The organism is Providencia sp. TYF-12, from assembly GCF_041344805.1.
Taxonomy (GTDB): domain Bacteria; phylum Pseudomonadota; class Gammaproteobacteria; order Enterobacterales; family Enterobacteriaceae; genus Providencia; species Providencia huashanensis.
Map to the genome: position 1 here is coordinate 3,788,979 of NZ_CP166833.1, position 26,269 is coordinate 3,815,247.

Here is a 26,269-nt window from a genome sequence, read left to right on the forward strand (position 1 = left end):
AGGATATCTCTTTACCTTAAATCTGCATCATTCTATAAGCATAAAGCCACTCTAAAGTGGCTTTATGTCAATCATTTAAAATGTCACGCTATAATTAAGCGCAAAGGTTCTACCGCGACCTTTATAATCATAAAGGTTCGGAGCTCCGTATTTAGGGCTATACAATCCTTGAGCACGCTGCCCCCAAATTGTAGAGTAATTTTTGTCGAGTAAGTTCTCTACAGCAAAGCTGACCTTACCGACTGGCAACATATAACTTCCTAATAAATCAACGGTATTATAACCATCTAATTTTTTGCCTGCTGCATCCGTTAAGTTAAATGTCTGCTGGCTTTGTAAACGTAATGCCCAGTCATTTGGCTCCCAGCCAACGTAAGCGTTAACCTTAGATGGGCTAGCAAAATCAACACTCCATTTTTCCCAACTACCATTAACTTTCGATTCTGATTTTTGTAGATTGAAGTTACTTCCTACACTCCAGTCTGAATCATCAAAGAAGTAATCAACGGCACCTTCTACCCCATAAATACGACGTTTATCGGTCTTCATATAGATGGTCATATCATCTTTATTGATACCATAGCTTCTATCAGATAGGGAATAATAGGTGGCTATTTGCGTGCGTAAGTTTTCACCGGTATAGCGCCAACCTAACTCAAAGGAGTTAACCTTGATACCTTTAACTTTGGTATCATTAATATTCACACTATTCTTTAAATTCCAATGGCCATTTGCATCTGGAGTAGATGAATAGGTACCTGTACCATAATATTTAGCAATATCAGGAATTTCAAAACCTTGTGAGAAGTTAAACCATGTTTGTTGCTCTTCCGTTAGGTTAACTAAAACCCCCGCATTAAACAGTAAGTTGTTATAATCCGTTTTCCCGCCCGGAACCGTATCTGCGGATTTACCGTTACCATTCGCAATAGCTTCTTGCTGTGAATAACCAATAAAATCATCCACTTTATTTTCAGTATATTGGTAACGCACGCCACCGCTTAATGTAAACATTGGCGAAATGTCATAGCTGCTTTGTAAAAATGTCGCCATGTTCGTGGTGGTATAACTCGGATATCGGCCAATTTGGAAAGCTTTGGTTAAATCCATTCCCCCCGATTCTTTGGCTTTGTCTAAATCAAAGAACATTTGATTGGCACGGAATTGCTCATGTTCTGCATCCACACCATAAGTTAACGTTAGCTCATCCATTGGTTGGCTATTAAATGTCAGCTTAGTTCCATAGAAATTGGTTTGCTGGTCGGATGAACTAATGCTTGTCACCTCTTTCCCTTTGAGGGTTGGGAATGGATAAAACTTTTGTGATTCATCACGATAATAAACTTGCGCTACAAAATCTTGCCCGAATACATCTGCATTTGAATATTGCAAATTAAGTAAGTTACGCTCAGTACCCGGTAAACGGTCAGAATTTAATTTACCGCTATTGTAGGCATCACTTTGCCCTTTTACCGCAGAAAAATCTTTCCCTAAATATAGGCCATGTTTACCATCAGACTCACTTTTATAATGTTGATATACAGCTTGAATCTGCTGTTTTTCATCCACATTAATCGTACCTGATGCCATGATATCTAGACGGTCAGAAAATTGCAGGCCTGTTTGCGTATTATCGATATTGATCGCATTCCCTTTTCCATCATACCAACCACCATAACGTTGATAAGCTACAGCAACGCGTCCATGTGCGTTTTCATTACCACCGCTGACAGCCGCTGCAACATTTTCATCATGATCTTTGCCATTGTTAAAGCCTGTTTTTCCACCTAACTGAAGAGAAACTTGTTTTTCTTCTTGGCCTTTTTTCGTGACAATATTAATCAAACCACCGCTGCTACCACCGCCGTACATCGCGGTAGCACCAGAGATCACTTCAATATGATTGATATTAAAAGGGTCGATAGAGTCTAGTTGGCGGCTATCACTACGAGAAGAGTTTAAACGCACGCCATCTACCATGACAATCATCGAACGACCACGCATGTTCATACCATAATTCGTACGACCTTGGCCACTAACACTCATCCCAGGGATTAACTGAGCTAAAATATCTTTTAACTCCTTCCCGCCCTCCGCTTGTTGCTCAATTTCAGCATTATCAATCACCCAAGTGGTTTGTGCCATTTCAGAAACAGCCTTATAACCACGAGTTGCAGATACCGTAATTTGTTCTTCTTTTTTATCGGCGGCGAATACTGAGGGAGAAACGAAAGGAAGTAAACATGGTGAAAGAATGAAAAAGTGTTTTATTTTCATTAAATTAGGCCTTTAAATGTGGTCATAAAAGTCAGCATGATCAATTTACAAACAATTCACAAAGCATGATTAAATCATTGCTTATTATTTTGTATAAAAACTATCATCAATTATAACTGATAATAAAGATGGATATAAGTATTATTATCATTACCAATACTTAATAAGAGAGAGAATGATGACGGAAGGGGTTAATCACGCATCCTTGCGCTTAACGGCTCCTTTTAATTATTTCATGCTAACCACGGCAACGTAGTTTAACTTTCCACGGTTTCGACGAAAATGGCGGAACATCTGCAAAAATTGTGGGCGGTTTTCTTTTTTTAACGCATTTCTAATAATTTTCATCGCCCCTAATAGCCCTTCATCATAGATTAGCCCCTTCGGAGACAATAATGTCATTGGCCCCGTTATCGACATCACATTTTGAAAGCCTGTTTGTTTGAATAAGTTAACCCACTGAGTTTGTGGCAAAGGTTGCGCTTTAACATGAATAACTTGCTGCATTTGAGCTGCTACTTGCTGGACATCCTGTTCATCTTTCAAAGCAATATCATGGGTTAATAAACGGCCCCCCGGCTTTAATACACGATAGTATTCTTGTAATAGCTTTGTTTTTGCTTTATCACCATACATCGTTAGCATTGCCTCATTAATCACCACATCGAAGCTGTTATCTGCAAATGGTAATTTTGAGGCATCTGCCATTTGAATGGTAATCAAATCAGTTAAACCATGATCCACAACATTTTTTTTAGCTTGTGCCAAAGCTTGTTTGTCCATATCAATACCAGTGATGTGGCAACGAAATTGTGAAGCAATTTCAATAGCAGTTGTCCCCATATTACAGGCAATTTCAAGGACGTGGCTTTCTGCATGTAAGCCAGACTGACTAAGTAGCCATTCAGTTGCTATTTTCCCGCCGGGCCGCAAGCGTTTTTTCCCTAGGCGAGCTAAAAATTTATGTCCAGCCTCATGAGCTGTAAATGATTTATCCATAATCGCCTCTAAGTTAATGTGTACAATCAGTATTAGGTTCGCGTAGCATTACCAGCAACATTTTTGCAGGCTCAGGTGCATCAACTGCATGGGGAATATTTGCTGGCATTCTGACAATTTCCCCCGGCTTTGCGGTGACAGGCTTCCCTTCTATGGTTAATAATAAACTTCCTTCCACAACCATGACGATGGCATCAAAGGGAGCGCTATGTTCTGAAAGTGCTTGGCCTTTATCAAAAGCAAACAAGGTCATATTGCCCCCAGTATTTTTAGCCAGAACACGACTGGCAATCCCCTGTTCTGTATAATTAATTAATGTGCTGATGGTAAGCGCTTCTGATGGAGTTATTGTGTTATCACTCATTGTTTTATATTCCTCAATTTAATAATTTTATTTATCTTCGAAAATAATCACCTAAATAACGGAATGACCCCATGTGTCTGTCGACCTTGGTCATTAATAGCCGTTATAGCCACCGGTAATTGGTAAAGCTTTGCGAGGTTTTCTTCCGTTAGAATGGTTTGAGAACCGCCAAATAAAAAACTGCCATTGTTAAACAGTAGTAAGGAATGGTCGGCAATATGCAGGGCATGCTGAGGGTAATGGCTGGTAAATAAGATGGTCATTCCTCGGTGCGCGGCTAAATCACGCAATACGCTAAGCACATTGTCTTGATTTGCTAGGTCTAAAGCCGATGTAGGCTCATCAAGAATGAGAATTTCTGGCTCACTAGCTAACGCTCTAGCAATCATCACCATTTGTTTCTCGCCCCCACTAAGGCGGTTAAACGGTTGATCAGCAAAGTGATTCAATTCTAAATAGGTTAAACATTGCTCAACTATCTGATGGTCTTTTTTGCTGGGCGAGGAATACCAAGGTAAGTGGCGAATGCGCCCAAGACTCACCATAGTCCGCACTGAATAATGAAACAATGAACTACTAAGTTGTGGCACATAAGCAACAGGAGCATTTATCCGTACTTTCCCTGTCGCACCTTGTTGTAAACTGAGTAATAACCTCAATAACGTGGTTTTCCCGCGGCCATTTGGCCCCAAAATTGCACCAATACTGCCTTTTGGCTGTTTAAAGCTTAAATCAGTAAATAGTTGGCGTTGACCTATCGTGAAATTGAGCTGTTCAACATCGATCATAAGTCAGCCACCCTTTTATTTAGCGTGTGAATAAGTAAGGCAAAAATAGGGGCTCCAATTAATGCAGTGATCACACTGAGCGGGATCTCCGCATTGGTAATACTTCGAGCGAAGGTATCAACACCAACCATATATACCCCACCAATCACTGCACTCGCCGGAAGTAAGATACGATGATCATGCCCCACCACAATCCGAGCAATATGCGGAACAATTAGGCCTACCCAACCAATCGTTCCAGATACCGCAACGGTTGCACTGGTGATCAAGGCTACACAAAGTAAAACCACCCAGCGTGTACGGTTAATTTTCATCCCCAAAGCCTGTGCATTTTCCTCACCAAGAGACAACACATTGATGCGAAAACGAAGAGCAAAAATGACCAGAACAGCAACTAGAACTACTGGAAAGATGATGGATAGTTTTAAATAGGACGCGCTAGCAAAGCTGCCCATTAGCCAAAAAACAATTGTTTGTAAGGTATTATTTGGGTCGGCAAAATACGTAATTAATGAGATCAAAGCAGCAAAAAAAGCGTTAATAATCACACCAGCTAAAATCAACATTAATAACTGGCTACCTTGGCGATTCAACCCTAACAAGAAAACCAATACAATCGCCAATAACCCCCCCACAAAAGCAAAGGAAATAGTTATAAATAATGAAGAAAACAGCAAGATAGCTAAGGCACCACCTAACGCCGCACCCGATGACACCCCGATAATTTGCGGGCCAACTAATGGGTTGCGGAAAATACCTTGTAGCGCAGCCCCTGCCACAGCAAGACCTGCTCCTGCGACCCCCGCAATCAAAACCCGAGGTAAACGGACATTTAATACTACATTCTGTTCCGTGCGACTGTATGCTAAACCAGTGTCATTGCCTAAAATGGTGTCATAGAAAATATGAAAAACAGCAGAAAACGAAACAGGATAACGCCCACAACTCAGCGCCAATAAAAAAGTGAGTAATAAACAAATAACTAAGCCACCCCACAGAATTTGCGAATTACGCATCAGGTTTCCCCATCAAAGAAAGGTAGTGCAGGCTTTTTTTGTTCATTCCCATTTGCAAAATACCATCGATTTGTTGCTCTGAAACGTTATAACCGTAAAGTTGCTGATAACGTTGACGAATTTCCTCTCGTATTGGTACTTTTACGGTTTCTGGATGGAAGATCATTGCTAGCCACTGCCAATACAAAGGCGTTTCTTGGTTAGGCGCATCCCAAATGAACCCACCAATCGGTAATTTATAGACTCGTTGGTTTTTCACCGCAGTCACTTCGCTTAGCATCGGATTTTGATACACATCCTCAGGGGATAAACCCTCTTCAAAATTGCCCAATAAAATGATATCTGGGTTCCAAACTAAGATTTGCTCTATATTTAAGGTTCTTGGCCCAGTGAGGTCGCGGTTTAAACTCACACCACCTGCTAAAGCAAAATCTGCATTATTATGTGAAGTTGAGCCAAAGGTTTGAATACTCTGCTTAAAATGAGATAGATATAAAACGCGAGGCTGTTCGGATTCTGGAATTTTGGCGGTGGTTGAGGAAAGCAATGCGATGACGTGTTGGCGCCACTCGATCATCTTTTGCGCTTTTTCATTATGGCCTAACGTTTGCCCCATTAGGCGGACCCATTCTTGGGTATAACTTTCTTGCCCATAATCAAGTGTAGCAACCGTCAACCCTGCATTTCGCATTGGTGAAATAATGTCATCCCCTCGATGCCCCCATTGCCATACTAAATCTGGTTCAACATTCAACAATGCCTCAATATTTGGTGTAAAACTATTCCCCACCACATTAGAGTTCACCTGTAAGACCGGTGAAAACATTTGACCGAGCATGCCCTCTCGTGCGGCGACCTTCGCAAACGGGTGCATCCCCACCAGCTTCTCACTACTTTCGTCCATCCCCACTAGCATCGAAGCGGCAGGGATCGGGATCACCACAATACGTTTTGCAGGGGCAGATAAATGAACTTTATCACCTGACATATCGGTAAAATCAATTGATTGGGAAGTGGCTGGGCTTAGCATCCCCAAAAAAGTTACGAAGACTGTCACTATTCTAAAAGCATTATTTATCATAAAGTTATTCAATTCCCCGCCAATATCTTAATTGATAATGTGTATGATTATCATTTATACTCTGACTATTCTAAGGCGGCAAAAGAGGAAGACCTATGACATTTGTCAAAAATATTTTCCCCCATACACAATCTTTAGACTCGCTAAAAATATGTTCTTTATTTCAATCAGTTGAAGATGAAAAATTATCTTTATTGCTGGAAAATTGTGGCTATATACGGTTTAAAAGTAGTGAAATAATTAACCACGAAGGGGAACCATTCAAACATTGCCCTTTGATGATCAGTGGCCAAATAGAGGTATATCGGCACACCTATTTAGGCGAAGAGAAAGTTTTTGGTTTGTTTGATGTCGGGGAAATCGTCGCAATTGCTGCCGTGTTTATGCCTCACAACCGTTACCCTATGAGCTTACGAGCCAAAACTGATGGGGAAGCTTTATTACTAGATAAACGTGATATTCTGCGCCTTTGCCATGCATGCCCACACATCATGGAAAAGTTACTCATGCGTTTTAGCAGTAAGCTTTATGAAAATATCAATCATATTGATTGGCTGACTTCCAGCTCAGCAGAGCAAAGGCTTGCCGCTTATCTTATTGATTTAAAACACAAACAATTAAGCTTAAATATTGTTCTGCCATTATCTCGAGGGCAATTAGCAGCAAAATTAGGAATACGTTATGAAACACTGAGCCGTTTAGTCTCTGGCTGGCGTCAAAAAGGGTTTATTGGTATCGAAAAAGATACGGTGCACATTTATAACGAAAATTACCTGACACAGTTATCTATTTCTGCGCAGCGCCCATTTTAAGGAAAACGCATTAACTTGCGCTAATGCGTTTATTAATTATCAGAAATTAAAGGTCACTCCACCATTCACATTAAAGCCCATTCCGGGGAATAATGTGCTGTCTCTCGCTGTTACCGTTTGGTTAGCAACTGATGTTGTTGCATAGCGTTCATCCGTCAAATTATCCATTGATAAGTAAAGGGACCATTGTTCGGTTGGTTTATAGCTCCCTTTGAGCCCCAATATCGCATAGTGCTTGCGTTTTTGAATATCAAGATTGTTTTGATGATCAACTGCCATATCCGTAGGCGCCCAATGGATATTCGGGCCTACGCTCCAATCGCCTATCTCATACAAAACCTCGGCAGCAATGATATTACGGGGAATACCTGCGATATAATTGCCATTATATTCTCCCCCCATAAAACGAAAATCATTGTAAGTCCAAGAAATTCGGTAATTAAAATCGCCAGGCCCTGCTCCAATGCGCCCAGCCAAGCCGGCTTCTAAACCTTGATGACGTGTTTTAGCTGCATAGTTGAATACCCCCACAACCGTCCCTGCACTGTCATAGGTTGTTATATATTCATCCTTAATTTGGCTACGATATAGCGCAAGGTTCCACTTCAAGGCTTCTGTTATATCGCCCTCACCACCAATCTCATAAGTAACCGCTTTTTGTGGCGAAAGTTTGGTTAGCTTTCCATTACCCGAGTTGATAATCTCCCAGAACGTCGCAGGCTCTTCGCTAGCACTAATATTCGCAAAATAGCGCTGACTTTCCGTTGGACGCCAAACAATACCGGCCTTTGGTGTCCAAAATGTCCAGTTTTGATCAAGTGAAAGATGGCTTTGCCGCTTTTCAACATCACGACGTGCATATGTCCCTTTCATATCTAAATTCACTGTCACGGCTGGTGTAATATGGATATCGACACCAACACTGCCATAGATATTTTGCGCACGTCCGTCATATTTACCTATTTTTTTCTTATCCGCTGGCGTACCTTTTCGATTTTGCATAAGTTCTGTTTGCAGCGTCATTTGATCCCACGCTAATGCCGTGCGATAGGTAACAGGCTCAGTTTCAATATTATACGTTAGCTGTAAACCTTCACTGTGACTACGGCTAAAACGGTAATATGCAGACGTAGTGAAGTTATCATGAGTACGAATATGCCATAGCCCTGCCCCTATGGCTTGGTTACCTACCTGCCAATCGGAACGGTTAGCAACCCGAAATTGTTCAACATTACGATGCGGATCACGTAGCCATACCATCGGGTAGACCTCGGTAGGGTTATCGTTTAGTACTTCTTCAGAAACAGGCCCAGCAACATCAAAACGTAAGTCCGTCCAATTTAACCACGTTCTATTCTCAAAATTATCAGTAATATAGCCAAAATTACTACGTAATGTTTTTCGTTGAGAGGAGGAATGTTTACGATAACCATCAAAATGGTCATAGGTAAAATTAACACGCCCATCAAATAACCCATTATCAGATACACCACCAAAAGCCGTTTGTAGCGCTTCACGCCCATGAGAGCCGTACTCATAGCGTAAACGACCTTGTTCATTTCTTCCGGTATAAGACAGAACATCTAGTTCCCCCCCAAGGCTATTACTTTGAGGGTTAAGGCTATTTGCTCCTCGACGTACACTGACCATGCGTGCATCCCGCATTTCTAGTGTACTAATATGGAAACTACCATCTGCATCAGTTGCTGGTAAGCCGTCTTGTAATAATAAAACACCGCGAGCAAGAGGAGCACTCTGTACCCCAGACCCCCGGATATTTAGTCTTGGCTGATCAATCCCACCGAAAAAATTTTGAATAACTAACCCTGGCTGGTAATCAAGCGCATCCTGTAATGTGGCAAGGCGGGAGTCTTTCTCTATCATCACGAGGTTTGTTCCCCCAGCAACTTTTTCAAGTTTCTCTTTCTCTTGCTGTTCACTTGGGGTTAAGCGGCTGTGCTGCGTAGAAGAATTGACAATTATTACCTCTGGTTTTGTCGGTTGCTGAGCAGCCACCACTTTAGTAGTCGCTAACGTGCTGATACTGAAGGTTAAAGCAATATAGTACGTTAATTTATGCTGTTTTAATGGATAAGGCATATATTTACCCCATAAATAGTAATGGTTATCATTTTCATTTGTGAGGGTAAAATAATTGAAGGAGGAAGATATCCCTATGACATTTGTCAAAAATAAAAATAAATAAAGCATAATTAATATTGTGAATTTTTTTTCATTAATAACTAGTAAATTATTAATATTGCAACAAGTAAAAAACAAACCTTAAATAGAATACCAATTCAATGAACAACCAATAACTATTAATATAAAGAGATACGATGAGTATAAAAATTTATAAATATATAGACTTTAATTTAAGTGGGATTTTAGTTAATTTTAACAATGCAGAAGAAACTAATGTTGAGGTTGGTTTATTTTTAAATAATAATAAAATAGACTCTATAATTACCAAAGAAAATCACCACCTATTTAACATAGATAAATCAGGAGATTACCATGCTGAGGTTACATATGAAACGCTAAGTGAAAGTAAGCAAAAACTTAATTCAAAAGCGATCACTTTCAATATAAACAATATTCAAACTCAAGTTAAGGAATATAACAGCCCAGTAAAGACAAAAACAATTAATCAAAAAGTAGCGGGGGTAAATAATTATAAGTTAGATATCAAAGTACTAAAAGGCAAGTATACTTTACTTGAAACTAAATTGTTAATAGACTTAATACCTATTAATATTGCCCCAGTTAATTCAACTAATAGCCAGCCCATCAGCCAATATGATTATGTAACTTATGACAAGGAAACTGATTTTGAGAGCCTATTACAACTTGCTAATCTAATTGAAACTTTTGAATATGTTGAATATTGTTGTGTTACCCCAAATACGGCGTTATATACACCTCCGCAGTTACCATTTAATCAGAATCCCCCAGAAAATACCGAGCAGGTAGATAATGTTGATGACATAACACCAAATTTTAATCACTTACAAACTTATTTAGATGCCCCAAAAGGCATGAATATTCGCAACGCATGGAATAAACATGTCAATGGTTCAAAAGCGGTAGTTCGACATTTAGATTTTGGCGTATATAAAAACCATGAAGATCTAAAAGATTCAAAAATAACAGTAGTCTATAGCCGCCCTGAAACTGAAGACTGCAACCATGGAACTGCATCAACAGGTTGTATTGTCGCCACCAATAATGCATTCGGTGTGACGGGGATCGCCTATGATTGCCAATACTACTTTTACGATACTGGAGACCTCGATATATTAACTAAACACGTCGCCCCCGGAGACATTGTTAGCCTAGATATACAATTTAAAATTAATGAGAAATTACTTCCGGCAACAGCCATTCGAAGTTGGTGGGAACGCATTAAAATCATGGTTGATAAAGGAGCAGTTGTAATCCTTGCTGCTGGTAACGGTGGTTTAGACTTAAATTTACCGGGCGTGATGGCTGACTATGGGGATAGCGGCAGCATGTTAGTGGGCGCTTGTAATCATCTTTCGGGGACACGCGCTTATTTCTCAAACTACAACCAAAAAACCTCATTGATAAATTCATGGGGAGACTGGAGTGTCACCACCACGGGGTATAGCTCATTGCAGAAATTACCCGGTAATAATCGTAATTATTCAAAAGATTACTCAGGGACCTCAAGTGCAACACCTTTGTGTTCTGGCGCCCTTGCATTAATCCAAGACTACGCCAAACAAAATGAAATCGTTTTATCTGCGTGGGGAATGCGAGAAATTATCAAAAAGTCGACATATACCGAGGGGGTTGATTATGGGATCGGTTATCGCCCTAATGTAGATGATTTATTAGCAGAAATTGATAAGCTTAGCCAAATCACTGGGGCCAATTAACCCATCATTTTGATAATTGACCTAATGTGATAACACGGCAGCAAACTTTCTCTAATAGCGCTCTGTTATGGCTAAAAATAATCATAGCTAATGGGCGCTCTTGCGATAATGTGATTAAACGCTGCCAAATCTGTTTTTGTAAATTGGCATCTAATTGAGCCGTTATTTCATCTGCGATTAAAATTTTAGTTCGAGGGTCTAAAGCACGTAATAGTGCAATCCGAGCAAGCTCCCCACCAGAAAGCTCGTTTGGCCGCCTGTCTAGCCATTCGGGCTTTATTGAAAATTGTGCCAACCAATCAGCTTCTGGTCGCCATGCATCATATAAACTGGCACCGACAGTACGGTAAGGATTAAAACTTTTTTCAGGGTGTTGAGGAACTAGCTGGATTGGGCAATACCCCTGGTTATTTAATGGCTTGCCTTCAAATAGAATATGCCCTTGGGTTGGCTTTTGCCACTTCGCTAATACCCGCCCTAATGTCGTTTTTCCAAAACCACTTGGCGCTGAAATCCCAAGGCGTTCATGATGGCCAAGTGAAAAGCTAAAGTTATCCCATAATACTTGGTTACCTTGCTCAATACATAAGTTTTTAACATCTAAAACGCTTTCAATTACACTCATTTCATTGCCATAAATTGGTGTTCAGGTAGTGCATTCCATAGTGATTGCAACCACTTGCCCCCACCACCTTGCTTTAACTTTTGGCTACTCAATACTTCTTCCATCTCCCCATTGCGCAATAGTGCAATGCGGTCTGCAAAACGTACTGCCATGGAGAGATCATGAGTGACCCATAAAACACCTCGCCCATCGTGACAAAGCGTTTGTATATTTTCAAGAAGTTGAACAGCATGTTCATCATCCAGCCACGATGAAATTTCATCAGCTAAAATATATTCCGCACAAGATAGCGTGGCGCTGCTCGCTAACACTCGCTTTGCCATTCCGCCTGATAATTGGCTTGGATAATGGCCGACTAACGAGCTTTGTAAGTTATATTTCTGTAGATGGCGAGCCACATCATGCATTTTAATATGCTGCCCACTGAGTATAGCTGCACGCTCTAACTGAGGGCCAATTCTGATCAACGGGTTAAGGGCACTCACCCCCTGAGGTATATAACATAAGGAACTCCCACGATGTTGTGGCTTATTTTTTTCTGTTAGCCGTTTGCCATTAAGATTAATATCGCCACGACAACGCATATTTTCAGGGAGTAACCCTAAAACACTTTGCAATAACAGGCTTTTCCCTTCCCCACTCCCACCAACCAGTGCTACCATTTCACCCGGTTGAATATCTAATGAAATGCCTTTTAATAAAGGTGACCAGCGCTTACGCCCTAACCAACGGAATTGAGCCACATCAATCGTTAAATTGTCTAAACTCAACATGCAACCCCCTTTAACCATAACTGCTGCACGGCTTTAGCGAACTGGTCAAATAACAGTACCAACCCCATTAAAGCAACACCAGGGAATACTACCAACCACCATGCTCCAGTGCTCAAATAACGCAGTGCATCAGAAAGTAAAATGCCAAGAGAAGGCTCGTGGGGGGGATAAACCAAACCCTAAAAAGCTCAATGCTGCACTGTGCAACACCGCATGAGGAAACATCAGTAGAGTCCCAACTATCCACTGAGGTAAAATCATAGGTAAATAGTGATAACGCCAGCGGTAAATAGCGCTGTTACCAATACGTTGAGAGAGCATAATGTAGTCTGATTGGCTTACACGCTGCAATTCAGCACGTAAAATTAGCGTCAGTTTTGGCCAATGTGTCAGAGCCACCGCCCAAATTACCCCCATTTTACCGCCACCTAATGTAAAACAAATTAATACCAATAGGAGTAAATGAGGTAAAGCAAGTAAGGCATCAATTATGCCTCGGACAGCGTAATCCATTGTTTTATTTAAAGAGGATAAACCTGCCATCACCACAGCAATTAACCCACTTGAAAAAGCGGCAATCAAACCAATTTGCAAGCTTGTAGCAACACCTTGAAAAGTTCTCTCGAATAAATCACGCCCTAAATTATCCGTTCCAAAGACATGTTGCCAAGAAGGTGCTTGCCGCCTATCGAGTAAGCTCATTTCAACATCATTGATGGAAAACCCAAAAGCGTAAATAGCCAAAATAGACAATAAAAGCAAAGAAATGACCAACTTAAACAAAGCACGATTTGGGTTATATGTCATGAGGTTCTCATCACTCCCTTATTCACCTTTTTTAGCAGTACATCAGCAATCGTGTTACTAAAGAAAATCAGTGCTGCACATAACATAACTATCCCCATCAGCAAGGGGATATCCACCCGTAACCCAGCGTCGATGGTTGCCTGACCAAGCCCTGGATAAGCAAAGACTTTTTCTGCTAATAGTGCTCCGCTAAGTAACTCCCCTACGGAAGCGAACTGTAAACAAATTGCTGGGGTAATCGCATGTTTTAACACATGAAAGCCGATCATTGACCAACCTTTATCACCCTGTGCCTGTGCATAATGAATAAACTCACTATTCAATACTTCAACAACTTTCGCACGCGTATGTAGAGCTATGTTACCAATGCCTAGCATACCCAAAGCAATAACAGGTAAAACTAGGTGATGAAGCTTCTGTGTAAAAGTGGCGGTTTGTTCATCCAACCCTATCGGCCATGCACAACAAATTGGCGCCCATTGTAGTGAAACCGCAAATAAAGAAAGTAATAAAAGACCAACCCAAAAAACAGGTAGTGACGCAAGCAAGTAACATAAGGTTGAAATCAGCTTATCAGGCCAACGGTTTAAATAACGCCCTGCAATAACCCCTAAAGCAAAACCCACAACCCCAGAAAAAAGCCAAGCACAAATTAGAAGGGCAAGGGAAGGCACAAGGCGGTCTGATATCACTTGGACAACAGGGGTATTATAAAGCATGGAATACCCCATATCCCCTTGTAACATTTGCGAAAACCAGCGCCAAAATTGCAGCCATAATGGTTGATCTAGCCCCCAACGAGCTGCAATTAACGCATATTGTTCAGGGGGGACATGCATCAAATCATTGCCAATATAGGCTTTTATTGGGTCAATAGGCGAGTAACTCAGTAGGATAAAAATCCCCGCTGCAGTGACGGTTAACAAACAAATAAACCGCAATAAAAGCCCAAGTGTGGTTCGCATTACTGGCAAGTCCATGCCCATTCATCAACGTTATTTAATACTGACCAAGAACCGTGAATTTCGGGTGCACTCGCGCCTAAATCCACACAATTATTCAGCAAGTAAATATGTTGTAGATTCATTAACCAAGCCCAAGCTGCGTCCCCTTTAACCCCCACGCCTGTCGTGCCATTCCAGTCAACTTTTTGCCAAAGAGGGATAGCGGCTGTTTGGTCAGGTTGACGAAGCGCGTCTTCAATCAGCTCATCAACTGCGCTGTTTTTATAATAACCTGGGTTATAAAACCCAACACCCGCCGCTTTACTGCTGTAATTATGCACCAATTCCATAGGGTCTAAACTCCCCCACCCAAATAAAGTCGGGTTAGCGTGCATATAACGTTCAACAGTTTCCCAGCTACCTGATTTTAAATCCATTTCAATACCGAGTGGTTTCAAACTTGAACGAATAGCCTGCGCTAAATCACGGCGTGTGGTATCGCCACTGGCATACCATAAAGTCAATTTCGCAACCTTACCGTCTTTTTCTCTTAAGCCATCTTTATTTAGTGACCAACCTGCGGCTTCTAGAATCGACTTAGCCTTTGCTAAATCACCGTCTTTAAATGCTGAGTCTGGGTTATTCCAAGGTAAACCCGCAACACCGGTATAAGCCGGCACAGCAAACCCTTCAAGTACAGACTCTGCTAATAATTTACGATCAAGGGCATAGTTTATAGCCCTACGAATTGCGATATCTGACGTAATATCATTACCTATAGGGTTACCTTGGGCATCTTTTTCACCTGCTGGTGGAATTGGGAAGGAAATCCCCCTATTTTCCACACTATAGCGCTCAATCAGTTTCATGTTTTTAACGTTATTCGCATTCGTAGCAACCGCAGCAGGAATACGGACAATGTCTAATTGATTACTTTGTGCAGCAGCAAACGCAGCATCTTCATCAAGGAACACAAATACCATTTTGCCAAAATCATTTTTTGGCCCCGCATAGTATGGGTTTCGTTCAACAATCAACTGCTGACCCGGTTGGAACGCAACCAAGCGATAAGGACCTGCCCCAATTGGGTTATGAGCATAGGTTTTCGCATCATATTTATCGGCACAAACAATCCCTAATGAACCGAGGACGTTAATAAAAGTGCTTTGGGGAGAAGATAAGGTAATTTTGACGGTTAATGGGTCAATTTCTTCTGCTTGAGCAAAATTCCCCATATCCACCTTACCCCCACTTGCCGCCGCATTATTATAGGTAAATACCACATCTTTAGCTGTTAACGGTGAGCCATCAGAAAATTTTAAATCTTTTTTTAGTTTTAGCGTCCATTGTTTACCATCAGTATTATGTTGATAGCTTTCAAGCATATAGCTATGCCATGAAAGGTCTGCTTTTTGTTTTAATAACGGACTATGCAGTAAGAGGTAGCTACCGTGACTCCACCCCAACATTGGGTCAAAACCTTCTGTGGGTTCAGCACCGATTGCTAAACGTAAGGTTTGCGAGTGAATAGGTTCTGCGGCTTGGACTTGCAGGCTTAGCCCCATAAGGCACATTGCTGCAATGATATTTTTAATCATACATCCCTCTATAGACTGGTTTTATTTTTTATTTCATACAATTAATGAGCTTTATTTCATTAATTATTGCTATTGGTGAGATATTCACTGTGTGTAGTGAGTCATATTAAATTTAAAGCCATTATTTTCTACGTTCTATATCAAGAGAACTTCGAATTTAATGAAAAACTTATTAAAACGGTAACACACCTTGGCTATGCCGAATAAATTCGGTAATGGCTATTCTTCAATTTCTTTATCAAATTCAATAGGATTTGAACTCGACAATAAGGTAGTAATAAAAGCTGGGTCATTAGATTGCCTTGATTGCAAACGAAATTGAGAAGGCGTCATATTATATTTTCTCTTAAATACATCACAAAAATAGGCATTACTACCAAACCCGCAACGATGGCTAATTTGATATACAGAGTAATTCGAAAACGTTAAATAATTAAGAGCCATCCCCATTCGAACATCTAATAATAATTGGCGAAATGACACACCTTCACGGTTTAAATGACGGCGTAAAGTTGAAGGGGTTGTAAATAACGCCTTTGCAACATCATCCAAACTCCATTTCTTCTGGGGTTCTTGGGTGATCAAATGGGTAATTGCTTGGTTTTTCGGTTCATCATAATTGAAACGAAAAATAGTAAGGATATCAACACCCTCTTGATATATCGCCATTAAAATAAAATATAGGCTTTGCTTCATCAACAGCGCTTCTTGAGATTCACTTTGTTTTTTCAATGGTAAGCATTGTTTTAATAAACTAAAGTTATCTCTGACAGTTTCAGGGGGTGAAACATGGTAAATTGGCTGATGGCTCGTCAAAGGTGCACTAGACTTCATCAAGGTGATCAGTAATAAAAAAACGGCTTGTAACTCAAACTCTGTCATCGATAGAGTATGGATTTCAATCGGTTGATTCACAGTGTTACAAACAATATTACAAGAAACTTGGCTGTATTTAGGCATAATTAATGTGATATCCGATGAAATATCAATAGATTGCCCATTGATCACCACATTCCCTTTCGCGCCACACAGCATGGCAATCATCGCGCTTTCAATATAAAACGCTTTTAGCACCATTTGGCTCTCTGAAAGAAAATATTTGTATTCCATAATCTCAATACACTGCAGTCAACATGTGAAAAATATCCCTAGAAAAAGGGGCGATTGAATAAGTCAGAACATAACATTTTTGATGAACAGTAAAACGCCATAAATTGATTGTACACATACCCTACCTGCTTGCGGCTCAGAATATAGTCCTGTTGCTGAAAAATCGCAATATAGATATACGTTCATTTTTTACTGTTATTTTTATGCTTGTTACTTTTTCTAAATAAATTGCTATTTAATTGAAAGGTAATTTTCAATATAAGGTGTAAAATCGCGCGGCAGATGAATCTACGCCGGTTTAAAGAATCACTTTTCTGGCGTTTATTCACACCCTACCCTACTTGCATTAGCTTATATTCTTAATGATCCAAGTTGTAGCCAGATGACAAGCGAACAGGCTTTTCGTCGCATACTTAAGTGTGTGACAAGGGCAAAAGTACCTCGTTAACGACGCTCAGGCTTGCAGTATCACGAGTATATACTTCATATACACCAATCCTTGAGATTAGGGGTATAGCTAAACATGTTCGCGTATTTTTAGTTGGCTGATTTGCAGGAGAAAGTATGTCTGATTTTTCAGGATCAGGCTGGTTAGCTGAAATTTTTTTACGATATGAATTAAAACGTGGAATAACCCGTTTAACGGATAAACAACATATCGGCCCTTTAATGGTACAGCGGCCATTCTATCCCGAGCAAGGGATTGCACACACGTATTTACTTCATCCCCCAGGAGGTGTCGTCGGGGGGGATAAACTACTTATCAATATTGATGTTCAACCCAATGCTCATGCACTACTTACAACACCTGGAGCGACAAAATTTTACCGTAGTGCTGGTGGCGTTGCGCGTCAAGTACAGACGCTAACTGTCGCCAACGATGGTTTTCTTGAATGGTTACCGCAGGAAAATATTTTTTTCCCGAAAGCCCAAGCTCGACTAGAAACCCATATTCACCTTGGTTTACAGGCAAGGTTTATTGGTTGGGAAATGCAATGCCTAGGGCGACCAGTATTAAATGAGTGGTTTGAAGATGGCGATATCAGAGGGCGACTAAATTTCTATATTGATAACAAACTAACGCTAACTGAATCCTTATGGATCAATGGCCTACAAAACCAATTAGCGATAATGCATGAATATCCAATGCTCGGTTCATTATATATATACCCCGCAACGGATGAATTGAAAGAAGTTATTCATCAAAGTTTAAACCCGCTTTTCGTTTCAAAGAATAAACCTATCGAATATGGCTTAACGGATGTTGATGGCATTTTAGTATTGCGGTTATTAGGTTCTCAAACTGAACCTATGATGGCTTGCTTTGTGCAAATTTGGCAAGCAACAAGGCAGCACTGGCTAGGTTATTGCCCTGAACCACCACGAATTTGGGCAACTTAAACGTTATTTTTAGGAGCAAAAATGGAACTAACACCAAGAGAGAAAGATAAATTATTGCTTTTTACCGCCGGGCTTGTTGCGCAAAAGCGCTTAGATCGTGGATTAAAACTCAACTATCCAGAAGCGGTTGCGTTGATCAGTTGTGAGATTATGGAAGGCGCTCGCGATGGTAAAACCGTCGCACAATTAATGAGTGAAGGCCGTACCATCTTAACCGCCGATCAAGTCATGGAAGGTGTCCCCGAAATGATCAAAGACGTCCAAGTGGAATGCACATTCCCTGACGGCACTAAACTTGTTTCCATTCATGACCCAATTGTATAGGTAGCAATATGATCCCCGGTGAAATTAAAGTTAACTCAGCTTTAGGTGACATCGTACTCAATGCAGGTCGAGAAACCCAAACCGTCCAAGTCGCTAACCATGGTGATCGCCCTATTCAGATTGGCTCTCATTACCATTTTTATGAAGTGAACGACGCCCTTAAATTTGAGCGGGAAGCGACGTTAGGCTTTCGTTTAAATATCCCTGCGGGTATGGCCGTTCGTTTTGAACCAGGCCAAAGCCGTACGGTTGAGTTAGTCGCATTTAGTGGCAAAAGAGAAATTTATGGCTTCCATGGCAAAGTCATGGGCAAGTTAAAGAGTGAGAATTAATAATGAAAACTATCTCACGGCAAGCTTACGCTGATATGTTTGGTCCAACAACAGGTGACCGCTTACGCTTAGCAGATACCGAGTTATTTTTAGAGATCGAAAAAGATTTCACCACTTACGGTGAGGAAGTTAAATTTGGCGGTGGTAAAGTCATCCGTGACGGCATGGGGCAAAGCCAAGTCACGAGTGACCAATGTGTTGATGTCCTAATCACCAACGCCATTATTTTAGACCATTGGGGGATCGTCAAAGCAGATATCGGTATTAAAAATGGCCGTATTGCCGGTATTGGTAAAGCAGGTAACCCTGACGTTCAACCCAACGTAGATATTGTTATTGGCCCGGGAACAGAAGTGGTTGCCGGTGAAGGTAAAATTATTACCGCAGGCGGTGTCGATACCCATATTCACTTCATTTGCCCACAGCAAGCAGAAGAAGGTTTGGTATCTGGAGTTACTACATTTATAGGCGGTGGAACGGGCCCTGTAGCTGGTACTAATGCGACGACAGTAACGCCCGGTATCTGGAACATGTACCGCATGTTAGAAGCAGTAGACGAGTTACCCATCAATGTGGGCCTGTTTGGTAAAGGCTGCGTAAGCAAACCTGAAGCTATCCGCGAACAAATCGAAGCAGGTGCAATTGGCCTTAAAATCCATGAGGACTGGGGCGCAACCCCAATGGCAATTGATAACTGCCTAAATGTCGCAGATGAAATGGATGTGCAAGTCGCTATCCACTCAGATACCTTAAATGAAGGTGGGTTTTATGAGGAAACCGTCAAAGCCATTGCTGGACGAGTGATCCACGTATTCCATACTGAAGGTGCTGGGGGTGGTCATGCCCCTGATGTGATCAAATCTGTAGGTGAGCCCAATATTCTCCCCGCTTCAACCAACCCAACTATGCCGTATACCATCAACACGGTGGACGAACATTTGGATATGTTGATGGTTTGCCATCATCTCGACCCTTCTATTCCTGAAGATGTCGCTTTTGCCGAGTCGCGAATTCGGCGTGAAACCATTGCAGCAGAAGATATTTTGCATGACATGGGAGCAATTTCTGTCATGTCCTCTGATTCGCAAGCAATGGGGCGTGTTGGCGAGGTTATCATTCGCACTTGGCAATGCGCTCATAAAATGAAATTGCAGCGTGGCACCCTAGAAGGGGATACACCGGAAAGTGACAATAACCGAATTAAACGCTATGTCGCTAAATACACAATTAACCCCGCTATCGCCCATGGCATTGCCCATGAAGTCGGGTCGATTGAAAAAGGTAAACTCGCGGATATCGTGTTGTGGGACCCTGCCTTTTTTGCCATTAAACCGGCCTTGATTATGAAGGGTGGCATGGTGGCTTATGCCCCTATGGGGGATATTAATGCGGCTATTCCAACGCCTCAACCTGTCCATTACCGCCCAATGTTTGGCGCATTAGGTAAAGCCAAATACCACACTTCGATGATTTTTATGTCGAAAGCCGGTATCGATGCAGGCGTGCCTGAGAAACTAGGCTTACAAAGTCAAATTGGCCGAGTTGAGGGCTGCCGTAACATCACCAAAGCATCCATGATCCACAATAACTATGTGCCTCATATTGAGCTCGACCCACAAACTTACATTGTCAAAGCTGATGGTATTCCATTGGTTTGTGAGCCAGCCACTGAACTCCCCATGGCACAACGTTACTTTTTATTCTGATCCCTAATTGAAGAGCCAGTGCATGAAAAAATTTATTAAAGTTATAGATAACCATGAGGCACCTGATATGCATTTATCATTGTGTTTAACCATGGATGAGCGCACTAAGAGCCGTTTAAAAGTCACCTTAAGTGATGGACAAGAAGCGGGGTTATTCCTTCCCCGTGGAACAATACTTAAGGAAGGTGATGTATTAGCCACGGAAACTGGGGAATTCGTCACTATCGAAGCCGCAAAAGAGCAAGTTTCGACGGTTTACAGTGATGACCCACTGCTGTTGGCGCGTGTTTGCTATCACTTAGGCAACCGCCACGTTCCTCTGCAAATTGAAGCGGGTTGGTGCCGTTATTTTCACGACCATGTGTTAGATGATATGGCCCGTGGATTAGGTGCAACGGTCAGTGTGGGGCTGGAAAAATACCAACCTGAGCCGGGGGCTTATGGTGGGTCATCCGGTGGGCATCATCATCACCATCAACATGACCACGATGAACATCACCACCATTAATAACACTGGAGAAGTTTATCCATGTTAGCAGATTTGCGCTTATATCAACTTGTCAGTCCCTCTTTACCTGTTGGGTCATTCACTTATTCCCAAGGCTTGGAATGGGCGATTGAAAACGGCTGGGTCACCACGCCGGATACTCTTGCAAGCTGGTTAACAGCACAAATGACCCACGCAATTGCGACATTAGAACTTCCTGTTTTGCGGCAAATTCATACACATTTGCTATGTTCCGATATAGAAAAAGTCACCTATTGGTGTGATTTTATGATCGCCAGCCGTGAAACGAAGGAGCTACGCTTAGAGGAGCGCCAGCGAGGTATTGCTTTCGCCCGCTTGCTACCTCAGCTAGGGATTGAGCTTGATACAACCACACAGACCTGCGTTAAGCAAACACAGTTAATGGCGTTTGCTCTTGCGGCAGTCAGTTGGAATATTGATATTGAAAAGCTGTGCAGTGCCTATGCATGGGGTTGGCTGGAAAACACCGTCATGTCTGGTGTTAAGCTAATCCCTCTTGGGCAAAGTGCTGGACAGAACATCCTATTTACCCTGACAGAACGCATCCCAACCATTGTCGCGCAATCAGCCACTTGGCCTTTAGAAGATATCGGCAGTTTTACCCCTGCCCAAATTATTGCCAGTAGTCGGCATGAAACCCAATACACACGACTTTTTCGTTCATGAGAAATATACAATGCAAGAATATAACCAACCCCTACGAATTGGTGTCGGTGGGCCAGTAGGCTCAGGAAAAACGGCATTACTCGAAGTTTTATGTAAAGCGATGCGCGATACCTACCAAATTGCGGTCGTCACCAATGATATTTATACCCAAGAAGATGCAAAAATACTCACGCGTGCCGAAGCCTTAGACGCTGACCGCATTATCGGCGTAGAAACAGGCGGTTGCCCTCACACTGCCATTCGTGAAGATGCCTCCATGAACCTTGCGGCAGTTGAGGAACTGGCAATGCGCCACAAAAACCTCGATGTCGTCTTTGTGGAAAGCGGTGGCGACAATCTAAGTGCAACTTTTAGCCCAGAGCTCGCCGATTTAACGATCTATGTTATTGATGTCGCTGAAGGGGAAAAAATCCCACGTAAGGGCGGCCCGGGTATTACCCATTCTGATTTATTGGTGATCAATAAAATAGACCTCGCTCCGTATGTTGGGGCATCATTAGAGGTTATGGAAGCAGATACCGCAAGAATGCGCCCAATCAAACCTTATGTTTTCACCAACTTGAAGAAAAAAGTAGGCTTAGAGACCATTATCGAGTTTATTATCGATAAAGGTATGCTAAGGCGTTAGTCTGTTAGTTTGCCCTATAGTTTTTTGCCTATAGGGCATCTGATTAACAAATACGTGGTAATGGCTCACTGTGTGGTAAATCTAACAGCCTTGAGGCACCAAAAACCCCGACTAATTTCACTTGTTTTTGCTCTGTGACACAACCAATGGTAGCAGCATTTTCGCCTAATGGATGGCTGCGCAACGCGCCGAGTACTGCGCTTTCTGCGTCAGGTTTAACCACAATCACCAATTTACCTTCATTAGCGAAGTTAAGTGGCTCTAAACCTAATAGTTCACAAACCCCTCTAACAGCAGAAGAAACGGGTAAATCCCCTTCATTCACCGCGATTCCGCACCCACTGGCCTGTGAAAATTCATGCAAAATAGCAGTAACCCCGCCACGGGTGGCATCCCGTAATGCACGGACCCCCTCAATATTGCGCAGTGGTTCAATCAATGGCGTTAATACCGCGCAATCACTATTTAGCTCAGCTTCCAAACCAAGCTGTTCTCGTAAGTTTAAGATGGTTGCGCCGTGATCGCCCAAAGTGCCACTCACTATTACCTTGTCACCCGCTTGAATTTGCTGGGCCCCCCAACGGATCTCACTTGGGATCACCCCAATACCAGCAGTGTTAATAAAGACTTTATCGGCAGCTCCACGCTGCACCACTTTAGTATCTCCGGTCACAATCTCAACGCCTGCGGCGGCAGCTGTTGCTGCCATGGATTCAACAATAGTTTGTAATTCAGATAGAAGGAAACCTTCTTCCAATATAAAACCGCAAGAAAGATATTTAGGAATAGCGCCACTCACCGCTACGTCATTAACCGTACCACACACGGCAAGCTTACCAATATTGCCACCAGGGAAAAAAATAGGATCAATCACATAGCTGTCAGTACTAAAAGCTAAACGGTCACCTAAAGCCGTTAACTCCGCCAATGATAACCGCGCTTGGTCCTCCCTTTCATTAAGTGCTTGATTGGCAAATGCCTGCAAAAACAACTGTTCTATCAGTTGCTGCATAGCCTGCCCGCCGCTCCCATGTGCCATCGTCACCACATTGTTAGCATCACGACTCATTTATGCCTCCCGACGATATTGATAATAAGCCGCACAAGCGCCTTCTGAAGAAACCATTAATGCACCAAATGCTGTTTGAGGCGTGCAACGTTTGCCAAATAGAGCACATTCATTCGGTTTACAACGCCCCGTTAAGACATCACCACAACGAGCTTGCGGGTCATCAGCCACTTGATGAGGCTGTATTTGGAAACGTAATTCTGCATCAAAACTTTGATAAGCTTTCGAGAGCTGAACACCTGAACCCGCAATCTCCCCAAGTCCACGCCATTCGCTCGTTGTTTTTAATTCAAAAACATCACCCAATGCTTTTAATGCCAACATATTGCCATGATCAGATACAATACGCTTATATTGGTTTTCTACTTCACAGCGGCCATCTGCAAGTTGGTCAACAAGCATCGCTATGGATTGCAGAATATCAAGTGGTTCAAACCCCGTTACCACCAGCGGTTTATGAAAGTCATCCGTAATAAATTGATAAGGCTGAGAGCCAATCACCATGCTGACATGCCCCGGTGCTAAAAAGCCATCAATACGTACATCAGGTTGTTCTAACAGGCTTTTAAGCGTTGGGATAATAGTAATATGTTGGCAAAATACCGTAAAATTATTGAGCTGACGGCGTTTTGCTTGCTGCAAGGTGATCGCCGTACTCGGCATGGTGGTTTCAAAGCCTAAGCCAAAGAAAACCACTTGGCGTTCAGGCTGCTGTTCAGCTAACGCTAGCGCATCAAGAGGAGAATAAACAATACGTACATCAGCCCCACGTCTTTTGGCATCTAATAATGAGCCTTTTTGACCAGGCACTCGCATGGCATCCCCATAAGTACAAAAAATCACTTCTGGGCGCTCCGCAATTTCAATGCAGCCATCGATACGCCCCATCGGTAATACGCAGACAGGGCAGCCCGGCCCATGCACAAATTCAATTTCATCAGGTAAAAGTTGGTCAATACCAAATTTGAAAATAGCATGGGTATGGCCGCCGCACACTTCCATGAGTTGTAATGGGCGGAACTTCGCTTGTGGAATGTCACTCACTCGTTTACGGATATGGCTTAATAATGCCTGCGCTAACGTTGGGTCTCGAAACTCATCGACGTACTGCATCAGAGTCTCCTACTGTTAACCCACTAAAATCGCTCACTTCATGATCTAATTGGCTCATTGCCGTTAAGGCATCTAACGTCGATTGTGCTTCTTCTTCATTAATGATACTCATGGCAAAGCCGACGTGTACTAATACCCATTGGCCTAATAAATCTGAAGTTTCCCCTTCACAAATTAAACCAATATTAACGTCCCGCTTTACACCACACACATCCACTTGCGCCAATTGGTGAATATCTTCACCCACTGCGACAATTTTTCCCGGAATGCCTAAGCACATAACTGAGTCTCCAGCCACGCTAGCCATGCGTCCATACCATCTCCTTGCGTCGCAGAGACTTGGATCACTTGGATGTTTGGATTCACTTGTTTGGCATTGGCAATACAAGCGTCCACATCAAAATGTAAATAAGGTAGTAAGTCGATTTTATTCAGTAACATAATGTCTGCAGCCGCAAACATATGTGGGTATTTTAAGGGTTTATCTTCCCCTTCCGTTACCGAAAGCACTGCGACTTTATGACGTTCCCCTAAATCAAAACTTGCAGGGCATACTAAATTCCCCACATTTTCAATAAATAACAAACTATTATCTTCTAGACCTAAACGTGCGGCCGCATCATGCACCATTTGTGCATCTAAATGGCAACCTTTACCTGTATTCACTTGAATAGCAGGTACTCCCGTTTCACGGATACGCTGCGCATCATTGGTGGTTTGCTGATCCCCCTCGATGACTGCGCAATTTACTTTGCCCCGCATTTTTAATAGGGTTTCAGTTAATAACGTTGTTTTACCCGAACCGGGGCTGGAAACTAAATTTAACGCTAAAATATTTTTTTGGTTAAACCCATCACGGTTATGCTCTGCAAGATGATTGTTTTTATCTAATACATCCATTTCGATTTGCAGCATGCGTTTTTGACTAATCCCCGGTGCATGAGTCCCTGCCTCCCCGTGGCCATAATCCAGATCGTGATGCTCCCCCGCAGGTTTAAAGCTTGATTCTAGAGTTTGATAAACATGTTTGTGCTTATGCTTATGTTTATGTTTTTTTGATTTCGCCTCGACGGGAGCCGGTTCATATTGGTGATAGTGATTATGCACATCACCTTGATGATAATAATGATGATGGATAATAACCGTTTGCCCTTGGTTATCGTCTTGGTGCGAAAGCCCATGATCATGATGATCGTGTCCATGATGGTGATCATTGTCGTGATGATGATCATGAGGGTGGTCATGGTGATGATTATGGTCGTGATGAGGGTCATCGCCCTCGATCTTGCGCTCCCCTGAAGCACACCCACAAGTACTACACATAAGTTTCACTCCCAACAATGAGATTGTTAAATTAGGTTAATACATAATCCATTGAGACTGGTTGATGCACCTCAAACCCAAC

General features: G+C 42.1%; 25 protein-coding genes and 1 pseudogene. 9 read left to right on the forward strand and 17 right to left on the reverse strand.

Annotation, left to right across the window (positions count from 1 at the left end; all coding sequences use genetic code 11):
• Positions 1-75: 75 nt before the first annotated feature.
• The 6 genes from ABE954_RS17660 to ABE954_RS17685 form a co-directional block, all read right to left on the reverse strand.
• On the reverse strand, positions 76-2,277 hold the full coding sequence (locus ABE954_RS17660) for a TonB-dependent siderophore receptor (RefSeq protein WP_131680199.1): 2,202 nt from the start codon (positions 2,275-2,277) through the stop codon (positions 76-78).
• A gap of 228 nt (positions 2,278-2,505) precedes the next feature.
• Positions 2,506-3,276 (reverse strand): class I SAM-dependent methyltransferase, encoded by a 771-nt coding sequence (locus ABE954_RS17665; RefSeq protein WP_272663689.1) that lies wholly within the window; start codon positions 3,274-3,276, stop codon positions 2,506-2,508.
• A gap of 13 nt (positions 3,277-3,289) precedes the next feature.
• Positions 3,290-3,640, reverse strand: coding sequence for a cupin domain-containing protein (locus ABE954_RS17670; protein WP_042846082.1), 351 nt, complete (start codon positions 3,638-3,640; stop codon positions 3,290-3,292).
• 47 nt (positions 3,641-3,687) lie between these two features.
• A complete protein-coding gene (locus ABE954_RS17675) occupies positions 3,688-4,428 on the reverse strand; it encodes an ABC transporter ATP-binding protein (RefSeq protein ID WP_042846084.1) in 741 nt (246 codons plus the stop codon).
• Complete coding sequence (locus ABE954_RS17680) at positions 4,425-5,444, reverse strand: iron ABC transporter permease (RefSeq protein ID WP_272663690.1); 1,020 nt, start codon at positions 5,442-5,444, stop codon at positions 4,425-4,427. Before ABE954_RS17680 ends, ABE954_RS17675 begins: the two co-directional genes overlap by 4 nt.
• Positions 5,437-6,525, reverse strand: coding sequence for an ABC transporter substrate-binding protein (locus tag ABE954_RS17685; RefSeq protein WP_071548589.1), 1,089 nt, complete (start codon positions 6,523-6,525; stop codon positions 5,437-5,439). Before ABE954_RS17685 ends, ABE954_RS17680 begins: the two co-directional genes overlap by 8 nt.
• Positions 6,526-6,620: 95 nt before the next feature.
• Here ABE954_RS17685 and ABE954_RS17690 point away from each other — a divergent pair, with 95 nt between their 5' ends.
• Positions 6,621-7,337, forward strand: a complete 717-nt coding sequence (locus ABE954_RS17690; protein WP_071548590.1) for a Crp/Fnr family transcriptional regulator — start codon at positions 6,621-6,623, stop codon at positions 7,335-7,337.
• 39 nt (positions 7,338-7,376) lie between these two features.
• Here ABE954_RS17690 and ABE954_RS17695 read toward each other — a convergent pair whose 3' ends face one another.
• Positions 7,377-9,437 (reverse strand): TonB-dependent receptor family protein, encoded by a 2,061-nt coding sequence (locus ABE954_RS17695; protein ID WP_371025639.1) that lies wholly within the window; start codon positions 9,435-9,437, stop codon positions 7,377-7,379.
• A 239-nt stretch (positions 9,438-9,676) separates the two neighbouring features.
• On the opposite strand from ABE954_RS17695, the gene ABE954_RS17700 reads away from it, so the two are divergent.
• Positions 9,677-11,239, forward strand: coding sequence for a S8 family serine peptidase (locus ABE954_RS17700; RefSeq protein WP_166686924.1), 1,563 nt, complete (start codon positions 9,677-9,679; stop codon positions 11,237-11,239).
• Between the two features lie 4 nt (positions 11,240-11,243).
• On the opposite strand, the gene ABE954_RS17705 is transcribed toward ABE954_RS17700, so the two are convergent.
• From ABE954_RS17705 to ABE954_RS17730, 6 genes and pseudogenes are all read right to left on the reverse strand, one after another.
• A complete protein-coding gene (locus ABE954_RS17705) occupies positions 11,244-11,864 on the reverse strand; it encodes an ATP-binding cassette domain-containing protein (RefSeq protein ID WP_048606227.1) in 621 nt (206 codons plus the stop codon).
• Positions 11,861-12,637, reverse strand: a complete 777-nt coding sequence (locus ABE954_RS17710; RefSeq protein ID WP_042846095.1) for an ATP-binding cassette domain-containing protein — start codon at positions 12,635-12,637, stop codon at positions 11,861-11,863. Before ABE954_RS17710 ends, ABE954_RS17705 begins: the two co-directional genes overlap by 4 nt.
• Positions 12,631-13,444, reverse strand: a pseudogene (locus ABE954_RS17715) (ABC transporter permease). Before ABE954_RS17715 ends, ABE954_RS17710 begins: the two are co-directional and overlap by 7 nt.
• Positions 13,441-14,424: an ABC transporter permease gene (locus ABE954_RS17720; protein ID WP_371025640.1), complete on the reverse strand. Its 984-nt coding sequence runs from the start codon at positions 14,422-14,424 to the stop codon at positions 13,441-13,443. Before ABE954_RS17720 ends, ABE954_RS17715 begins: the two are co-directional and overlap by 4 nt.
• A complete protein-coding gene (locus ABE954_RS17725; RefSeq protein WP_166686923.1) occupies positions 14,409-15,986 on the reverse strand; it encodes an ABC transporter substrate-binding protein in 1,578 nt (525 codons plus the stop codon). The genes ABE954_RS17720 and ABE954_RS17725 overlap by 16 nt, the downstream gene beginning before the upstream one ends.
• Positions 15,987-16,205: 219 nt before the next feature.
• Positions 16,206-17,096: an AraC family transcriptional regulator gene (locus ABE954_RS17730; RefSeq protein WP_042846103.1), complete on the reverse strand. Its 891-nt coding sequence runs from the start codon at positions 17,094-17,096 to the stop codon at positions 16,206-16,208.
• 564 nt (positions 17,097-17,660) lie between these two features.
• Between ABE954_RS17730 and ABE954_RS17735 the strand changes: the two genes are divergently transcribed.
• From ABE954_RS17735 to ureG, 7 genes are read left to right on the forward strand one after another with little or no spacing between them, the layout of a single operon-like run.
• Complete coding sequence (locus ABE954_RS17735; protein WP_042846104.1) at positions 17,661-18,497, forward strand: urease accessory protein UreD; 837 nt, start codon at positions 17,661-17,663, stop codon at positions 18,495-18,497.
• Between the two features lie 21 nt (positions 18,498-18,518).
• Positions 18,519-18,821, forward strand: a complete 303-nt coding sequence (locus ABE954_RS17740; protein ID WP_042846107.1) for an urease subunit gamma — start codon at positions 18,519-18,521, stop codon at positions 18,819-18,821.
• A gap of 8 nt (positions 18,822-18,829) precedes the next feature.
• Entirely contained in the window at positions 18,830-19,153 is a 324-nt protein-coding gene (locus tag ABE954_RS17745) for an urease subunit beta (protein WP_042846109.1), read from the forward strand.
• 2 nt (positions 19,154-19,155) lie between these two features.
• On the forward strand, positions 19,156-20,859 hold the full coding sequence (gene ureC, locus ABE954_RS17750; RefSeq protein WP_048606220.1) for an urease subunit alpha: 1,704 nt from the start codon (positions 19,156-19,158) through the stop codon (positions 20,857-20,859).
• Positions 20,860-20,881: 22 nt separating this feature from the next.
• Positions 20,882-21,367, forward strand: a complete 486-nt coding sequence (gene ureE / locus ABE954_RS17755) for an urease accessory protein UreE (protein WP_042846112.1) — start codon at positions 20,882-20,884, stop codon at positions 21,365-21,367.
• Positions 21,368-21,388: 21 nt separating this feature from the next.
• Complete coding sequence (locus ABE954_RS17760; RefSeq protein ID WP_042846114.1) at positions 21,389-22,054, forward strand: urease accessory protein UreF; 666 nt, start codon at positions 21,389-21,391, stop codon at positions 22,052-22,054.
• A 10-nt stretch (positions 22,055-22,064) separates the two neighbouring features.
• Complete coding sequence (ureG, locus tag ABE954_RS17765; RefSeq protein ID WP_042846115.1) at positions 22,065-22,682, forward strand: urease accessory protein UreG; 618 nt, start codon at positions 22,065-22,067, stop codon at positions 22,680-22,682.
• A gap of 43 nt (positions 22,683-22,725) precedes the next feature.
• Here ureG and hypE read toward each other — a convergent pair whose 3' ends face one another.
• From hypE to hypB, 4 genes are read right to left on the reverse strand one after another with little or no spacing between them, the layout of a single operon-like run.
• Positions 22,726-23,751, reverse strand: coding sequence for a hydrogenase expression/formation protein HypE (gene hypE, locus ABE954_RS17770; RefSeq protein ID WP_072065734.1), 1,026 nt, complete (start codon positions 23,749-23,751; stop codon positions 22,726-22,728).
• Positions 23,752-24,864: a hydrogenase formation protein HypD gene (hypD, locus tag ABE954_RS17775; RefSeq protein ID WP_071548597.1), complete on the reverse strand. Its 1,113-nt coding sequence runs from the start codon at positions 24,862-24,864 to the stop codon at positions 23,752-23,754.
• The gene (gene hybG / locus ABE954_RS17780) at positions 24,848-25,144 is read right to left on the reverse strand and encodes a hydrogenase maturation factor HybG (protein WP_042846117.1); all 297 of its coding nucleotides are present in this window, start codon (positions 25,142-25,144) and stop codon (positions 24,848-24,850) included. Before hybG ends, hypD begins: the two co-directional genes overlap by 17 nt.
• On the reverse strand, positions 25,135-26,187 hold the full coding sequence (gene hypB, locus ABE954_RS17785) for a hydrogenase nickel incorporation protein HypB (RefSeq protein ID WP_042846118.1): 1,053 nt from the start codon (positions 26,185-26,187) through the stop codon (positions 25,135-25,137). Before hypB ends, hybG begins: the two co-directional genes overlap by 10 nt.
• Positions 26,188-26,269: the final 82 nt, after the last annotated feature.

Bases quoted from the DNA above. Each gene is read 5' to 3' on its own strand.
- ABE954_RS17740 (WP_042846107.1), top strand. From the start codon at position 18,519: ATGGAACTAACACCAAGAGAGAAAGATAAATTATTGCTTTTTACCGCC.
- ABE954_RS17685 (WP_071548589.1), bottom strand. From the start codon at position 6,525: ATGATAAATAATGCTTTTAGAATAGTGACAGTCTTCGTAACTTTTTTG.
- hybG (WP_042846117.1), bottom strand. From the start codon at position 25,144: ATGTGCTTAGGCATTCCGGGAAAAATTGTCGCAGTGGGTGAAGATATT.
- ureG (WP_042846115.1), top strand. From the start codon at position 22,065: ATGCAAGAATATAACCAACCCCTACGAATTGGTGTCGGTGGGCCAGTA.
- ureE (WP_042846112.1), top strand. From the start codon at position 20,882: ATGAAAAAATTTATTAAAGTTATAGATAACCATGAGGCACCTGATATG.
- ABE954_RS17700 (WP_166686924.1), top strand. From the start codon at position 9,677: ATGAGTATAAAAATTTATAAATATATAGACTTTAATTTAAGTGGGATT.
- ABE954_RS17675 (WP_042846084.1), bottom strand. From the start codon at position 4,428: ATGATCGATGTTGAACAGCTCAATTTCACGATAGGTCAACGCCAACTA.
- ABE954_RS17705 (WP_048606227.1), bottom strand. From the start codon at position 11,864: ATGAGTGTAATTGAAAGCGTTTTAGATGTTAAAAACTTATGTATTGAG.
- ABE954_RS17670 (WP_042846082.1), bottom strand. From the start codon at position 3,640: ATGAGTGATAACACAATAACTCCATCAGAAGCGCTTACCATCAGCACA.
- hypE (WP_072065734.1), bottom strand. From the start codon at position 23,751: ATGAGTCGTGATGCTAACAATGTGGTGACGATGGCACATGGGAGCGGC.
- ABE954_RS17730 (WP_042846103.1), bottom strand. From the start codon at position 17,096: ATGGAATACAAATATTTTCTTTCAGAGAGCCAAATGGTGCTAAAAGCG.
- ABE954_RS17725 (WP_166686923.1), bottom strand. From the start codon at position 15,986: ATGATTAAAAATATCATTGCAGCAATGTGCCTTATGGGGCTAAGCCTG.
- hypB (WP_042846118.1), bottom strand. From the start codon at position 26,187: ATGTGTAGTACTTGTGGGTGTGCTTCAGGGGAGCGCAAGATCGAGGGC.
- ABE954_RS17760 (WP_042846114.1), top strand. From the start codon at position 21,389: ATGTTAGCAGATTTGCGCTTATATCAACTTGTCAGTCCCTCTTTACCT.
- ABE954_RS17695 (WP_371025639.1), bottom strand. From the start codon at position 9,437: ATGCCTTATCCATTAAAACAGCATAAATTAACGTACTATATTGCTTTA.
- ABE954_RS17660 (WP_131680199.1), bottom strand. From the start codon at position 2,277: ATGAAAATAAAACACTTTTTCATTCTTTCACCATGTTTACTTCCTTTC.
- ABE954_RS17735 (WP_042846104.1), top strand. From the start codon at position 17,661: ATGTCTGATTTTTCAGGATCAGGCTGGTTAGCTGAAATTTTTTTACGA.
- ABE954_RS17745 (WP_042846109.1), top strand. From the start codon at position 18,830: ATGATCCCCGGTGAAATTAAAGTTAACTCAGCTTTAGGTGACATCGTA.
- ABE954_RS17690 (WP_071548590.1), top strand. From the start codon at position 6,621: ATGACATTTGTCAAAAATATTTTCCCCCATACACAATCTTTAGACTCG.
- ureC (WP_048606220.1), top strand. From the start codon at position 19,156: ATGAAAACTATCTCACGGCAAGCTTACGCTGATATGTTTGGTCCAACA.
- ABE954_RS17665 (WP_272663689.1), bottom strand. From the start codon at position 3,276: ATGGATAAATCATTTACAGCTCATGAGGCTGGACATAAATTTTTAGCT.
- ABE954_RS17710 (WP_042846095.1), bottom strand. From the start codon at position 12,637: ATGTTGAGTTTAGACAATTTAACGATTGATGTGGCTCAATTCCGTTGG.
- hypD (WP_071548597.1), bottom strand. From the start codon at position 24,864: ATGCAGTACGTCGATGAGTTTCGAGACCCAACGTTAGCGCAGGCATTA.
- ABE954_RS17720 (WP_371025640.1), bottom strand. From the start codon at position 14,424: ATGGACTTGCCAGTAATGCGAACCACACTTGGGCTTTTATTGCGGTTT.
- ABE954_RS17680 (WP_272663690.1), bottom strand. From the start codon at position 5,444: ATGCGTAATTCGCAAATTCTGTGGGGTGGCTTAGTTATTTGTTTATTA.